Source organism: Myxococcales bacterium (assembly GCA_016703425.1).
In the GTDB taxonomy this organism is placed as follows: Bacteria; Myxococcota_A; Polyangia; order Polyangiales; family Polyangiaceae; genus JADJCA01.
Genome location: JADJCA010000012.1, coordinates 234,428 through 248,622 on the forward strand (window position 1 = coordinate 234,428; position 14,195 = coordinate 248,622).

General features: G+C 67.9%; 9 protein-coding genes. 5 read left to right on the plus strand and 4 right to left on the minus strand.

Annotated features, from left to right (window positions below):
- Window positions 1-180 precede the first annotated feature (180 nt).
- A complete protein-coding gene (locus IPG50_23910) occupies window positions 181-2,616 on the plus strand; it encodes a DUF4139 domain-containing protein (protein MBK6695229.1) in 2,436 nt (811 codons plus the stop codon).
- Here the strand turns inward: IPG50_23910 and IPG50_23915 are convergent.
- Window positions 2,501-3,973, minus strand: a complete 1,473-nt coding sequence (locus IPG50_23915; GenBank protein MBK6695230.1) for a cyclic nucleotide-binding domain-containing protein — start codon at window positions 3,971-3,973, stop codon at window positions 2,501-2,503. The genes IPG50_23910 and IPG50_23915 overlap by 116 nt on opposite strands.
- Window positions 3,974-4,172: 199 nt before the next feature.
- On the opposite strand from IPG50_23915, the gene IPG50_23920 reads away from it, so the two are divergent.
- Window positions 4,173-5,615 carry a DUF4388 domain-containing protein gene (locus tag IPG50_23920; GenBank protein MBK6695231.1) on the plus strand — a complete coding sequence of 481 codons (1,443 nt, stop codon included), beginning with the start codon at window positions 4,173-4,175 and terminating at the stop codon, window positions 5,613-5,615.
- Between the two features lie 142 nt (window positions 5,616-5,757).
- A complete protein-coding gene (locus IPG50_23925; GenBank protein ID MBK6695232.1) occupies window positions 5,758-7,320 on the plus strand; it encodes a hypothetical protein in 1,563 nt (520 codons plus the stop codon).
- Here IPG50_23925 and IPG50_23930 read toward each other — a convergent pair.
- Together IPG50_23930 and IPG50_23935 are read right to left on the minus strand one after the other, a co-directional pair.
- The gene (locus IPG50_23930) at window positions 7,317-8,522 is read right to left on the minus strand and encodes a hypothetical protein (protein ID MBK6695233.1); all 1,206 of its coding nucleotides are present in this window, start codon (window positions 8,520-8,522) and stop codon (window positions 7,317-7,319) included. The two genes, IPG50_23925 and IPG50_23930, sit on opposite strands and share 4 nt — an antisense overlap.
- Window positions 8,523-8,606: 84 nt before the next feature.
- On the minus strand, window positions 8,607-9,368 hold the full coding sequence (locus tag IPG50_23935; protein MBK6695234.1) for a hypothetical protein: 762 nt from the start codon (window positions 9,366-9,368) through the stop codon (window positions 8,607-8,609).
- A gap of 193 nt (window positions 9,369-9,561) precedes the next feature.
- Between IPG50_23935 and IPG50_23940 the strand changes: the two genes are divergently transcribed.
- The gene (locus tag IPG50_23940; protein ID MBK6695235.1) at window positions 9,562-10,632 is read left to right on the plus strand and encodes an extensin family protein; all 1,071 of its coding nucleotides are present in this window, start codon (window positions 9,562-9,564) and stop codon (window positions 10,630-10,632) included.
- Between the two features lie 3 nt (window positions 10,633-10,635).
- Here the strand turns inward: IPG50_23940 and IPG50_23945 are convergent, their stop codons facing one another.
- Window positions 10,636-11,625, minus strand: a complete 990-nt coding sequence (locus IPG50_23945) for a hypothetical protein (GenBank protein MBK6695236.1) — start codon at window positions 11,623-11,625, stop codon at window positions 10,636-10,638.
- Between the two features lie 309 nt (window positions 11,626-11,934).
- Here IPG50_23945 and IPG50_23950 point away from each other — a divergent pair, with 309 nt between their 5' ends.
- On the plus strand, window positions 11,935-14,190 hold the full coding sequence (locus tag IPG50_23950; protein MBK6695237.1) for a protein kinase: 2,256 nt from the start codon (window positions 11,935-11,937) through the stop codon (window positions 14,188-14,190).
- Window positions 14,191-14,195: the final 5 nt, after the last annotated feature.

The window sequence follows — 14,195 nt, forward strand, 5'->3', positions numbered from 1 at the left end:
GGGCACGCGATGCTACCAAGAAGTTGCCCGTCGTTTCACTGGACTCAAGGCAGTAGGCTCTCGCTGTAAGGTTCAAACTTTTCCGCCGTTGGACCGTCCAAGCCTTTCCGAGATGCCTTCACACTGAGCCGCCTCGACGCGTTCGGCCGGCCGCCAGTTCGTTCTCCAGGAGAAACTCCCATGCGTATGCACGTTCGTGTCGACTCGACGCTCGCTCGCCTCTTGGCCGCGTGCCCCCTTCTGGCGTTCGGCGTTGGCTGCGGAGCGACCACGTCGACGTACGTTGGTGCCGACGACACGACGCTCGGTCGGGTGGTCCTCTATCGCAACGGCGTGGCTTACTTCGAGCGCACCGCGGAGGTGACCGACAACACGCTGAAGCTCGCCGTGCCGGCCGACAAGGTCGACGACTTCTTGAAGTCGCTCACCGTCGTCGACGCGGCGACGGGCAAGCCCGCGCCCATCGCGTACCCGACCGACGTCCCGCGCGACGGTCGCGCCATCATCGACATGAAGATTCGCCTGCCCGAGGCGGGGCCGCACAAGCTGCGCCTGTCCTACGTGACCGAGGCGCCCGCTTGGAAGCCCAGCTACCGCATCGTCATCGGCGACGGCGGCAAGGTCGAGATCCAAGGATGGGCCGTGGTGGACAACACCTCCGGCGAAGACTGGAACCAAGTGAAGCTCGTCGTCGGCTCGAGCTCCGCGCTCTCGTTCCGCTTCGACCTTCGCTCCATCCGTTCGGTGCACCGCGAGACGCTTCAGGCCGACGGCCTCTTTGCGCTTGCGCCTCCCACGGGTGGCTCCACCTACGGCAAAGACGGCAAGAAGTCCTTCGAGTTCTCCGACGACGCCATCGCCGCGCTCGACGCCCCGACCCCGGCCATGGCGCCGGCGCCCAAGCCGCGGCCCGCCAAGGAGCTGCGGCTCGACGCCGCCGAGTCGACGGGAAGTCGTGGCCGCGCAGCCCCGTCTGGTGGTGCTTCCGCCGGCATGGGGATGGGCCAAGGCGCCACGAACCGAGGCCCCGCTTCGCCTCCGGCGATGCCAGCCCCGCCGCCTCCGCCGATGCAGTCCCCTCTGCAACGCGAGGAGGCGCAGAAGATCGCGCAGCTCGCCAACTCGCTCCGGCAGAACCAGAACCAAGTCACCGTCGAAGGCTTTGCCAGCGAGAAGGACGGCGACAAGAAGAGCGCGTCGCTCGACCGCGCCAACAAGCTCCGCGACCAGCTCGTGCGGCAAGGCATCGATCCGTCGCGCGTCGTGGCGGTGGGCCGCGCCGACGTGCCGTCGCCGCGCGGCGGCGTTCGCATCGTCGAGGAGAGCAACAACGAAAAGGCCAAGGCCGGAGACGCGAGAGACGCGGCGGCCGCCGTGGCGCCGCCGCTCTCGACGGACCCCATCGGCACCTCGCACTTCGAGTCGGCCGTCACCATGAGCGTGCCCAAGGCGTCGAGCGCCATGGTGTCGATCCTCACCACCAAGACCGAGGGAGGCGTTGTCTATTTGTTCGATCCAGAGAGCGCGCGCGGCAACGCCAATTTCGCCTTCAAGTCGGTGCGCCTCGTCAATCCCACCGACTCGGTGTTGGAGAGCGGGCCGGTGACGGTGTTCGGCCAGGGCCGATTCATTGGCGAAGGGCTCTGCGAGCCTATCCCCGCGCGGTCGGCGGCCTTTGTACCCTTCGCGCTCGATCGCCAGATCGTGGTGGAGCGCAAGGACGCCTCGCGCGACGAGATCGCAAAGATCCTCTCGGTGCAGCGAGGCGTTTTCTCCACGGAGGTGAAGACCATCCGAAAGGCGCAGTTCACGCTGCACAATCGTCTCGGCGAGCGCGCAACGGTCTTCGTCCGCCAAACGGTGCCGCAAGGGCACGTCATCGAGAAGGGACCGGAACACCGCGAGCGCATGGGCGCGGCGCACCTCTTTCGCGTTGAGCTTGAGCCAAACTCCTCCAAAGAGGTCGTCATCGAGACGGCGACGCCGGTGCTTGAAGAGCCTCGACCTCCGCACGCCGCAGAGCTTCGAGACTGTTCGCGTCTACCTCTCGCAGTCGGCCACCGGCTTGCTCAAGGAGCGCGTCGCCGATCTGGTGACGCTCCAGACGGAGATCGGCAACCTCGAGCAGCGCATCCAAACGACGCGCGACCAGATGGGCGAGTACCGCGTTCGTCTCGACGAGCTTCACGCGCAGCTCGTGACGCTGAAGGCGGTGAAGACCGCGGGACCCCTCATGCAGAATCTCGAGAAGAAGATGCAGGAGACGAGCGATCGCGTTTCGAAGTCGACGCTCGAGCTGGTGTCGCTTCAGGAGAAGCTTATGGTCGCCAAGGTGCGCTTCCAAGACGGAGTCGCCGAGATGAGCCTCGACGGCGCGAAGAAGGACGGCGAGCCAAAGAAGGACGACAAGAAGGACGCCGACAAGAAGGACAAGAAGACGTCGCGAACCTGACGCGCGGCGGACGGGGGCGCGTCGCTGCCGCTTCGAGCAGCGACCGCCTCAGCCGAGGCGTTCGAGCACGGCCGCGACGTTCTCCGGGCTCCGCGTGCACAGCGCGCGGAGCCGCTCACCGTCGAAGAACGCGACCGTCGAGCCGCTGCGGGCCACCACGGTGACCGAGAGCGGAATCTGGTGGAGCGAGTCGCGGACGCCGAAGAAGGTGTCGGGCGCGAGCGTGAGCGGCTGCGCTCCTGCGTCACCTTCCGGGTAGAGCGCCACCTCACCGCGCGCCACGAGGAGCGCCACCGCCGGGATCTCGTTGGCCGGTAGCAAGATGGTCTCCTCGGAGAACGACTCGAGCCGCTGGATGCACGAGAGCATCTCGTCGCGCACCTGCACGTCGAGTTGGGCCATCGACTCGTGCATCGAGAAGAACGAGTCGATGCGGTGAATCTGCTTGGTCGCCGCGATGCGGTCGGCGAAGACCGTGTCCTTGCCCATGAGGCCTTTGACGGCCGGCGCCGGGAGGGTCCAGACCTCGCTTACGCGCTCCGCGCGCAAGGTCGCCGTGCAGTGCGGATCGATGGCGAGCACGCTCGATTCACCGAGGAGCCAGCCAGGAAAGCAGCACCGCACGAGCCACGACCCACCGGAGGGTTTCTCGAGGTAAACGCCGATGAGGCCGCTCTTCACGATGAAGATGTTCTCGGAAGGGTCACCTTCGACGACGAGGATCTCGCCGGGGCCAAGCGTTCGAAGCGTCGTGGCGGCCGAGAGCTCGCGGCGGTGATCGTCGCCGAGGTCGCTGAGGCTTCGGCAATCGAACAGGTTTGCGAGCGGCCTCAGCCGCATGCGGCACTGTTCGAGGAGCGTGTAGATGCGCGAGCCCGGGAACGCCTCTTTGCCCAAGAGCTCGAGGGCGAGCGCCGCGGCGTCTTCCAGCGAAGGCAAGTCGAAGCGATCGCCAAACTCCCGCGCTGCCGCCTCTGCGTAGTTCGTCGCGAGCTTGGTTTCGCCGAGCGCGCGCTCGACCTTCGCCATGCGAAGGAGCGTTTCGCCGCGATGCATCGGATCGCTCAGGAGGTGCGGGAGGAGCTCGCGCGCTTTTTGCAGCGACGCCGGGTCGCCCGCCTTCACGAGGGCGCCGGCGCGATCGGCGAGATCCTCCGTGGACTCGAGCGCCGATAGGCCGACGTCGTCGTCGTCGTCGCCTCCACCGGAGTCGTCGACGGTGAACCCCGCGAGCTCGGGAATGACGGCTGGCGCCGTGAGCGACGCGCGCTGACGCTCGTCGGCGGTCCGCACGGCGGTGACGATGTCGTCGGGCCCCAAGAGGGGCCGGATGACGCCTTCCTCGTCGACGTGGAGGTCCGCCACATGGATGTCGCCGCTCGGCGCCGCAAGCACGACGGTGACGGCCCAGGCGTCACCGGCGACGCGCCTCACGCGCCGCACGTCGCGCACCTCGAGCAGCTTCCCGAATTCCCCGCGCAAGTAGGCGGCGATGTTCTCCCAGACCTCTTCGCGCGTCACGGGTGGGAGGATATCGCAACCCGGTGCGCGACTGCTCGGCTACCGCACAGAGACTTGCGCACCGCTCGGAAGCTCCCTACCGGTAGCTCTCGCCCCCACAAATCCGCGACTTCTCCGGGCCTACGAGCAAAAGGCAACTACACTGAACAACCTCCCGGCGAGGCGCGCACGTCGCGTACGTTGGAGAGAACGAGGCTGGATGGCGAAGGGCCGACGTCAGGTACGGATTCAAGAGGGTGGGGGCATCACGGCGCTCTCGAAGGCAGCGCAGCACATGTTGGGCGCGCGGCCCGGCGTTTGGTCGCTCGAGGACAGCACGCCCGACGTCCTCCTTCTCCGCCGCGCAGAAGGTCCGCTCGCCGACGCCGAGCTGCGCCTCGCAGGTCAAATTACGATCGCCGGCTCGCTCTGCGACGTCCTCGCGTTGATCGGGCAGTCGGGGTGGACCGGCTCCCTCGTTGTCACCAACGATGACGGCACACGTACCGTCGAGTTTGACGCGGGCCGCGTGACGGGAGCCACGTCGACGGTGCGGCTCGAGCGTTTTGGCGAGCTCGTCTACCGCTTCGGTCTCGCGAGCCACGAACAAATCGACGGAGCGCGCCGCGCGGCGGCGATCACTGGCACGAGCCTGGCGGAGGCCCTCATCGAGCAGGACGTCGCCGACGAAGAGTCGCTCGCTCCGATCCAGCGGCGTCACGCCGAGGAAGTGTTCTTCGCGGTCGTCCGCGCCAAGGGCGGCGCGTTCTACTTCTTTGACCGCAAGATGATCGAAGGAGCCCTCCCGCGACCACACCCGACGGCCATCGAGCTTCTCATGGAGGGGGCGCGTCGCATGGACGAGATGCTCTCGTTCCGGCGCCATGTCCCGAGTGAGCGGCACGTCCCCGAGGTGATCGGCGTCCCGCCGATGGCAGGGGACCTCCAACAGGTGCTCGGCGAGTGCGACGGCAAACGCTCCGTGGCTGACATCGGACGTCGCCTCGGAATTCTCGAATACGAGATCACGCAGCTTATGGTCCGCCTCGTCGAAGCGGGGGTCGTGGCCATGCGCGGCCCGCGCCCGCGCGGCCCTGAGGCCATCACCGAGCTCTTCAACGCCGCGCTCGCCGCGATGCACAGCGCTTGCGATCGCGCTGCCGTGGGCACCGAGCTCCGCGAGGCGCTCGCTCGGTTCGTGTCCGGCGCGCCGACGGTTGCTACCTTGGTCTCCGGCGCCGGGCCCCAGGATGACGGCACTTTCGTGCCGGCGCGGGTCGCGAAGAACCTCCTCGCCCGCCCAACCAACGAGCCCGTCGCGCGCCTCGTCAAGAACCTCGAGGAGTACGTCGGCTTTGCGCTCTTCTTGGCGACCTCGCTTTTACCGCGCGAGGACTCGGTGGCCCTGAAGACCGAGGTCGGCGAGCTGCTCCGTCCGCTTGATCGCGCGAGTCACTCGCTCGTGCCCGCGTCGGCGCCGCCGCGTCGCAAGAGCGCCGCCATCGCCGCGGCCGCGGCCCTTCGCTCGCCCGATGTGTCGGGCGAGTTTCGCATCAGCTTCTCGATGCCGCCGGGCAAGGTGAACTCGTTGCCGCCGAGCAAGGCCGTCGGTCAGAACACCGTGCCGCCGCCTTCCTCGAAGGGCAGTCGCGCCCGCCGCTAGATCGCGCGCTTCAGCGCTGCGCCTGTCATCGTACGGATGCGTCGTGGGGGCGCCGTGATCCACGCCCCGCCTCGCGGAGCGCCGTTCGGTGTCATCGCGAGGGGCGTGTGCTGTGGCCCATTGGTTGCTCCCACACGGTGCGATGCGAGCCGTGCTCCTGATCGCCGCGCTCGCGGCTTGCTCCGATCGCGTCGAAGGGCGGGCGCCGTCGGAGGACGAGGGCCAGGCTGTTTCGGCGAGGCGCGAGGCCGACGTCACGCTCGCGAAGGCGCAGTTTGCCGAGGGCGTTCGCGTGACGGAGGTTGCGCTGTACCAGGGCACACGCGTCTCGCTGCTCTTGGGCGGGGAGGCGCCCACGCGCGCCATGCCCGTCGTCGCCGGGCGCGACGCGCTCTTCCGCGCCTACGTGGCGCCGGACGCGGCCCGCATCGGCACGAGCGTGCGCGGGGAGCTCTACCTCGTGCGCGAGGGCAAGACGCAGCGCGTCTTTGAGGAGACGTTGCTCCTCGCCGGTCCGTCGCGCGAGGACACGCCCGCGACGACCCTCAACTTCGACGTCCCCGGCGCGGAGCTCACGCCGGAGACGCGATTCTTGGTGCGCTTGGTCGACGCAGCGGCGCCGGCGCGCCCTGGCGCGACCAAGACCGCCGCGCAGTCTCCGCTGTCGGGCATTCCCGAACCGCTGCGCGCTGAGCGAGGTGCCGACAAGCTCCGCGTGGTGATCGTGCCCGTCCAATACGGCGCCGACGGATCGAACCGTCTGCCCGACACGAGCGCTTCAATCGTTGACGCCATTCGAAAGCGGCTCCTCGAGTTTTACCCGGTGCCGGAGGTCGTCGTGACGGTCCGAGAGCCCGTTCCGTTCTCCGTGCCCATCAGCGGAAGGGGGCCCGGCTGGGACGAGGTGCTCATGACCGTCACGCGCGCGCGCCTCACCGATCGCGTGGCGCCCGACGTCTACTACTACGGGGCCTTCGCCCCGGCGGCGACCTTGACCGGCTTCTGCACGGGGTCTTGCGTTCTCGGTCTCTCGGGATTCGCCGAGAGCCCCGCCGATACGGCGCATCGCGTGAGCGTCGGGGTCCTCTTCCCAACGAGCGAATCCATCGACACTGTTCCCCACGAGCTGGGCCACGGGCATGGCCGCGACCACGCGCCCTGCGGCCGGGCCGGCGGAGTCGATGCACACTACCCGTATCCCGGCGGCCTCACGGGCAACTGGGGCTACAGCGTTGTCACCAAGGCGCTCCAGCCGCCGAGCCTCTTTGACCAGATGAGCTACTGCAACCCGGCGTGGCAGAGTGACTACACGTACCGAGGTCTCTTCGAGCGGTTGAGCGCCGTGGCCCGCATCCCCGCGAGCGCCGCGCCTCTCACGACGGGGCCCGGTGCGGCACGGTTTCGCATGCTCCACGTGTCGGACGGTGCGCTCGCTTGGTATGGCGCGCCCTTCGTCACCGATGCGGTCCTCGATGGCGCGAAGGTCCCGGTGGAGTGGCTCGATGACGGGGGGCGCGTCTCTGCCGTGCGGACGGCTCACGCGGTACGCTTCACGGAGCGCTCGAGCGGCTACCTCCTCGTTCCCTACGACGGCGACGAGGCGTTCGCACGGCTTCGCGTCGCGCGTGGCACTGAGTTGGCGCCCGCTGCCATGCCGTGGCTCCTGAACGCCGACGCGAAGGCGCGCGAGATCAGCGTGCGCTAGGGTCGTGCAGCGTTGGCGCTCGCCTTGCCGTCGGCCTTTCTCATGGCCCGGAGCGCGGCGAACGACTGCTTGTAGGACTGTCCGGGATTCCAGAGGAGGAATCCCGAACCGCCGTGCTCGTCGGAGCTCCTGATCTCTTGGACGATGTAGCCGGGCGAGAAGGTCGACGACTTCCACGGCATGGCCTGGAGCCATGGTCGCAAGACCGCTCGTCGACCTTTGACCGCGTCAAGCTGCTTCGTGAGGCCGGCCATCGCGATGCCCACCAGTTCGGGGTGCGCGCCGGGCTCTTCGAAGCCGTAGAAGCCGGCGTGGTAGTGCGACGGGTAGACCATCGGCGAGAGCACCTCGCACTCGCTCGCGAGAAGAACGGGATCTTGCCCCAAACGTTCGATGTCATCGCGTTTGCCGAAGGCGATGACACCGAAGACGTCGAGTGAGAGCGGCACGTCGTGCGCCATCGTCACTTGGTGCACCTTGCGCACGAAGTCTCGAATGACGGTCGTCTTCGTGAGGCCGCGCTCATCGAGGTGAAAGTCGGCGTTCTTGATGGCCAGCACCGGATAGCGGACGTAGTCGAGTTGGATCTCGTCGGCGCCAAGCGCGATGGCTTCGCGCACGAGGTCGACGAGGTAACCCTGCACGGCGGCATTCGACGGATCGAGCCAGCCGAGCGGGTAGGGGCGGCCCGCCTTCGACATCACCGACATGGAGGGCCTGGCCTTGGTCATGAACTCGTCTTCGAAGCAGCTCACGCGGACGGCGACGCGGAGGCCTTTCGCTTGGGCCTTCTTGATGGCAGCGGAGAAGTCTTCGATGGGCGCCTGGTTGGTGGCGCCCGTCTCCTTCGCGAGCGCAACCTGGGAGCGGTAGGTCAGCGTCCCGTCGTAGTCCTTGGCGTCGAGAACGATGGTGTCGAGGCCGTGCACCACCGCGGCGTCGAGGAGCGCGTCGTAGTCCTTGCGGCTCGCCGTATCGCCGCGCACGTAGAGCCCCGTGGCCTTGGAGGCGGCGCGGATCGCCGACTCGAAGCGGCGGGCGTGGCTGCGGTCGTCTCTCTTCTGCGCAGCTTTGGTCTCTCCGGCGGAGGTTTCGGCGGCTTCGACCGGCTTTTTTTTCGGCGTCGCGAAGGCGGTGCCGGAGGTGATGCTGGACAAGACGCCCAACGAGCAGGCGAGCACGAGGGCGAAGGAAGCGCGCATCGCCACAGGAGATCGCACTGGCGCCCGTCTCCGCAAGTTCCTGGCTAAGGGCGGCGACGGCGCCGAGCCCGCCCAAAGGGAACGTCAGAAGTAGCCGAGCATGCCGGCCATGATGCCGAAGTGGAAAGCCTTCGAGTCGATCTCGACGGACTGCTTGACGGAGCCGAACTGCGTCTCCGATTCGATCTTCCCGCCAATGGGTACGTTGATCACCGGGCCCAGCGTGATGCCGAAGTGCGGGAAGGGCGTGATGACAAGCTGCGGATCGAGGTCGATGCTGACGAAGCTGGTCGTCACCGTGCGCGTCCCTTCCGCGTTGTTGTTGTCGCGCACCGTGGCTTTCTCGCTGGCCGAGTAATACGCAAAGCCGGCCCGCGGCCAGATGGCGAACGTGTCGGAGACGTTGAGGATGTAGCCGACGCGCGGCGCCAAACCCACGATGGTCGTCGTCGGTGCGTCGACGGAGCGTGTCACGTTGCCGGTCTTTTTCGTTTCTTCTTTGCCGCCGAGCCCGAACGCGAGGGGCACCGACCCGCCGAGGGTCAGGTGCATCGACAGCGCGTAGTCGACGCTCACGCGCGGGATGTTGTGAACGAGGTCTCGCGGCCGGTTGCCTCCGAGCAGAACCGATAGCCCGGGGCCCGAGGTGGTCGTCTCGGTCGTGACGTTGGCGATCGTCTGGCTCGTGGTGACCGAGGCGTACGAGAAGAGCCCCATCAGCCGATCGGCCGAGACGATGATGGAGTCTTGGCCGAAGGGGCGGCCAGCGGCGGCCTGGGCGCGCGCCTCCTGGGGCAGGGCGACAAGGAGCGCGATCACCGGAAGCGCGGAAAGGACCTTACGCATGAGGGCCGTCATAGCGGACGAAGGCCCCGACCTGCAATTCGACTCGGGCACCGACACCCAAATCGATACAATTGTGTTTGATAACAGCAATTTGCGTTGCTGTTGCTGCCTGTCGTCCCTGGATCAAAAAGCCAGATCCTTCGCGTCTCACGCCTTTTCAGACCCCCTTGGGTGTGTAACATCATCCCTCAACGTGGTTGCCAATCCTACACAGTCCCCCGCGCGGTCGACCTGGGCTCAGTCCTTCGCGCGCCTCGTGGTGGGCACGTTCGCGGTGGCCTTCGCGCCCGCCTTCTTGGTGGGCTGCTCCGACGCCGGCGACGACGAGTCGACCCGCGAGCAGGCGGTGCGCGGGCGCTGGGAGATTCCTGGCGACGTCCGCGCGACCGGAAGCGCCGCACGCGTCCACTACGACGATGCGCCGGCCTGGAATCCGAACCGCTGCGCCGGCCACCTCACGGAAGGTGCACAAGACGTCGGCGAGTACCTGATGGCCAAGTTCGGCCAGGTGAAGTCCATCGGTGGATACGCATGCCGCCAGAACACCGCCAACGGCGGCCGCATGAGCGTCCACGGAACGGGCCGCGCCCTCGACGTGTTCATCCCGCTCAAGGACGGCCGTGCGAACGCGAACGCCGGCGATCCGGTGGCCAACTGGCTCGTGCAAAACGCCGCTGACATCGGCGTTCAGCTCATCATCTGGAACCGCACGTCGTGGATGGCGAACGGCAGCGGCGACCGCCAATACTCAGGACCGCACCCGCACCACGATCACATTCACGTGGAGCTGAACCTCCGCGCGTCCTCTCGTCAGACGCCGTTCTTCACGGGCCCGCATCCGGCGCCCACGCAGCCCACGCAGGCGTCGGCCGACGCAGGCATGCCGGTGCCCGTCGTGCTCGACGCCGGCGCCGCTCCGAGCAGTTTGAAGGCGGACGCTGCCGCGCCGCCGGCCGTCACGCCGGACGCCGCTGCCGCCGCGCCGCCGCCCGCGCCCGTCGAACCCGTGCCTGTCGCGCCCACGATCGTGCCGGAAGAGGAGCACGTGCACGACGACGACGACGGTCCCGGTGAGGAGGATTCGACGGGCCTCGGCGTCCGCGAAGCCAACAACATCACCGCGGTCGGTGGCGAAGCGGAAGAGGGACAGATTCAGGGCTGCACGGCCGCGCCGGCGCCTGCCAAGGTTCCGACCGCTCCGGCGCTCGGCATCCTCGTCGGCTTGTCGCTCGTCGTCGCGCGGCGTCGCAGCGGCAAGCGTTGACGCTCAGTCGAGCCCGGCCACGCTCACGGCGCCGGTCTCGACGACCTCGAAGTCGCTCCCATGGAGCTGATCGAGCGCCTTCTTTACGTTTGGCAACGCCTTGGCCCATCCGTCGTTCTGATCGCCGCTCAAGTACCAATTCGAGCCGTTGTCGGCGAGCAGCATTCCGTACTTCTTCAAGGCGGCGACCAGTGTTGTGCCCTCCGGCGGCGCGGTGATGTTCACGCTGGCCTTGAGCCGCACGCGGAGCCCCATCGGCGGAAGGTCCACGTCGGCCTTGCCTGCGGCGTGCGTCGCCGGGTGGATGTAGCCCTGTTGCGTTTGCGACATGGTGAAACGAATGGCGTGGCGGATGGTGCCTGAAGCGAGCTCTTCGTAGCGGACGAGCCCGGGCATGATCGGAAGGCCTGCGGCATCGCCCGACGTCCAACCGTCCTTGCGTAGCGCGTTCGAGCCAAGCTTGAACATCGCACCGTTGGCCGCGCTCCAGCCGCCGCCGGAGGCTTGCGCATCGAAGAGCTCGTAGAGCGTGCAGTTCGACGGAGCGCCTGCCGTGTCGAGGAAGAGTACGTGGCGATCGCCGCCGCCTTCCACCTTCGCGTTCGTTGGGATCGGGTAGCAGAAGGCGCCGCCACCGCTCGGGCAGGCCAAAGGATCGCTCTCGCGCGGACCCCAGCTCGTGGTCCACGTCATGGGCACCGGTGGTGCGCCCGAGCCCACAGAGATGGGGATGCCGTAGCCCTCGGCCGTCGTGCCCCAGTCGGGGTGGAGCTTCGCCGTCGGCGCCATCTTGGCCATGTATGCCGCGCTCTTCGACGAGACCGGCGCTCCCGACACGTCTTGGTTCCAAGGATTGTCGTCGGGGAAGATCCTGCAGCCGCTCACGACAGGAGCGTTGCCGGCGACCGGCGCTCCGGTCGTGGGGCCCACCGGCGCCGGGGCCTTTGGGTGCGCCGCCATCGGCGGACGTCGCGCTGCTGGAGCCTTCGTCACCGCCGCACGCGGCGAGCAGCCCCGCGGCTAGGACCAAGAGGAAGCGAACGTTCATCGCAAATCTATATCGCGTTTCCAGGCTGCCTCTGAGTCGGCATGCGGCAATGCAGGTGGCGCGCCTCCGCGCGGCGATAGCCGCGCACATCCGCCGAGGATCCGAGCGACGCCATGTGGGATGCCCCACGAAGCCGTCGTCGAGCCTTTGCTTTCAACGCGTTGCGGGCAGGCACGAGCGATGCTGAGTGTGGCCTCGGGGGCCCCACCACCATGGCAAAGGCATTAGGACGCACCACACCCACCCTCCCGGTCGTGCTCTCTGACGGGCAGGCCGCGGGGCGCATGAGTGGCGAATACGGCCGCCCGGCCAACGACGTTCGCACCTCGTCGCGACCGCCCACGCCCACGCCCGCTGGCCCGTCGGACGTTGAGACGGCGGACTTGCCCCAGCGTGTCGTTCGCAACCCCGCCATCGTGGAGGCCGCGCTTCGCGATGGGAAGCTCCCGGGGCGCCTCGAGCGAGACTACGTCGTGATGGACGAGCTCGGCCGCGGCGGCATGGGAACCGTGTATCGTGCACGCGATCGTCGGCTGGGTCGCGCCGTGGCCATCAAGCTCTTGCGTCGCACCTCGGGAAGGCAGCTACGCCGCTTCGTCGTCGAGGCCCAGGTCGCCGCCCAGCTTGAGCACCCCAACATCCTGCCCTTCTACGGCATCGTCGTGAACGAGAAGGGCGTGCCCGCCCACGCGATGCGCCTCATCGACGGGCCATCCTTCGCGGATTTCCTGGAGCACTGCGCGACGACCAAAGATCGCTCGCATTCGGCCATGTGGCAGCTCGGCGGACGCCTCGAGATCTTCCTCAAGGTTTGCGACGCCATCGACTACGCGCACGCGCGCGGCGTCGTGCATCGAGACCTGAAGCCCGAAAACGTGATGCTCGGCGCGCACAACGAGGTGTACGTCACCGACTGGGGCGTCGCGAAGGTGCTCGCGCCGGTCGGCGACGCCAGCACGCTGTTGACCGACACCATCGAGACGGGGCCCCCCGAGTTCTTGGAGCTCGAGTCTGGCGAGGTGGTCTCGCGCGCCATCACCAAAGACACCGTTGCCGGTGACATCGTGGGAAGCCTCGCCTACATGGCGCCGGAGCAGGCGAGGGGGCTTGCCGCCGAGCCCGCGTCGGACCAATACGCGCTCGGCCTCCTGTTCCAGGAGATCTTCACGCTGGCGCCGGCGCGCGAGGGCGTCTTGGCGCAGACGCAGCTCTCCAACGCGCTCGCCAACGAGCGCCGCCCCATGGTGCACAAGTTCGGCCTGCCGATCCCGGCGGCGGCCGTCGCCATCGTGGCGCGCGCGACGGCCATGCGGCCCGAAGACCGCTACCCCGACGTGCGCGCGTTGGCCGAAGACGTCCGACGCCTCGTGCGCGACGAAGAGGTCTCGGCGTTGCCCGACAGCCGCGTCGGCAGCGTTTGGCGCCGGCTGAAGAAGCGACCGCTCTTCGTGCTGGCCGTCGTGCTCGGCCTCGTCATGGTGTCCGCCGCGCTGATGCTCACGAACCTGCAACGTCAGCTCGTCGATCGCAAGCGCGCTGCACGCCAGAGCGATCGGCTCTCGACGCTGACGGGCCGCGTCGCCGAGACCGCTCGGTCCCTCGAGGCGCGCTTCGCCGACATCGAAGATCTCGTGAGCTCGCTCGGCGCCTCGACCAGCGAGCTGCGCCGCGCGGCGCCGACGTCGGCGGGCCGCGCGTACACCACCAAAGACTTGGCGGCGGAGCTCGTCCCGACGGCCTGGTCCGATCGCTACGCGCAGCGCATCACCTTTCTGCACCCGGTCACGGTGCTGGCGCCCGCGGCCACGGGCAAAGAGCTGGCCCTCGACCTGCAACGCGTGGGGGACTTCGAGCGCGTGCTGATCCACACCACCGCGCGGTCGAGCAGCGCCGATGACGTCCTCGCGTCGTCGCTCGAGGCGAAGGTCGAGCGGGCGCGCGCCGGCGCTCGGATCATGTGGTCGGCCATCGGGCTCGAGTCGGGGCTCTTGGCGATCTACCCGGGCAGCGCCTTTTTTCCTGATGACTACGACGTGCGCAAGCGCTCGTGGTACCGCGTCGCGGCCCACCAAAAGGGCAAGGTCTGGGGCGAGCCTTACCCCGGCGCTTCCAGCGGGAGCCTGAATGTCTCGTGTTCTGTGCCGCTCTACGACGGCGCTGGGAAGTTCTTCGGCGTCGCGGCGGCGCTCCTCGCCATCGAAGATCTCTTGCCCGAAACGCGCGTCGACGTGGCCGGCTTCCGCACGTCGTCGATCTTGAACGCACGCGGCGACGTCGTCTTTTCGTCCGACGCGAAGGTCCTCCGCATGGCGCCTGGCACCTACGAGAACCGAAAAATCAAGCTGAACCCCTTCGACATGGAGCAGGTTCGCGCCGCCGTGGCTCGCGGAGAGAAGAGCGGCCGCGTCACGGAGGGGCGCAAGCTCGCGACCTTCGTGCGCCTCCACGCGCTCGACTGGACACTCGTCGTGACCACCGACGCCGCGCCCTACGAGTTCGAGGAGCGATGAGCACG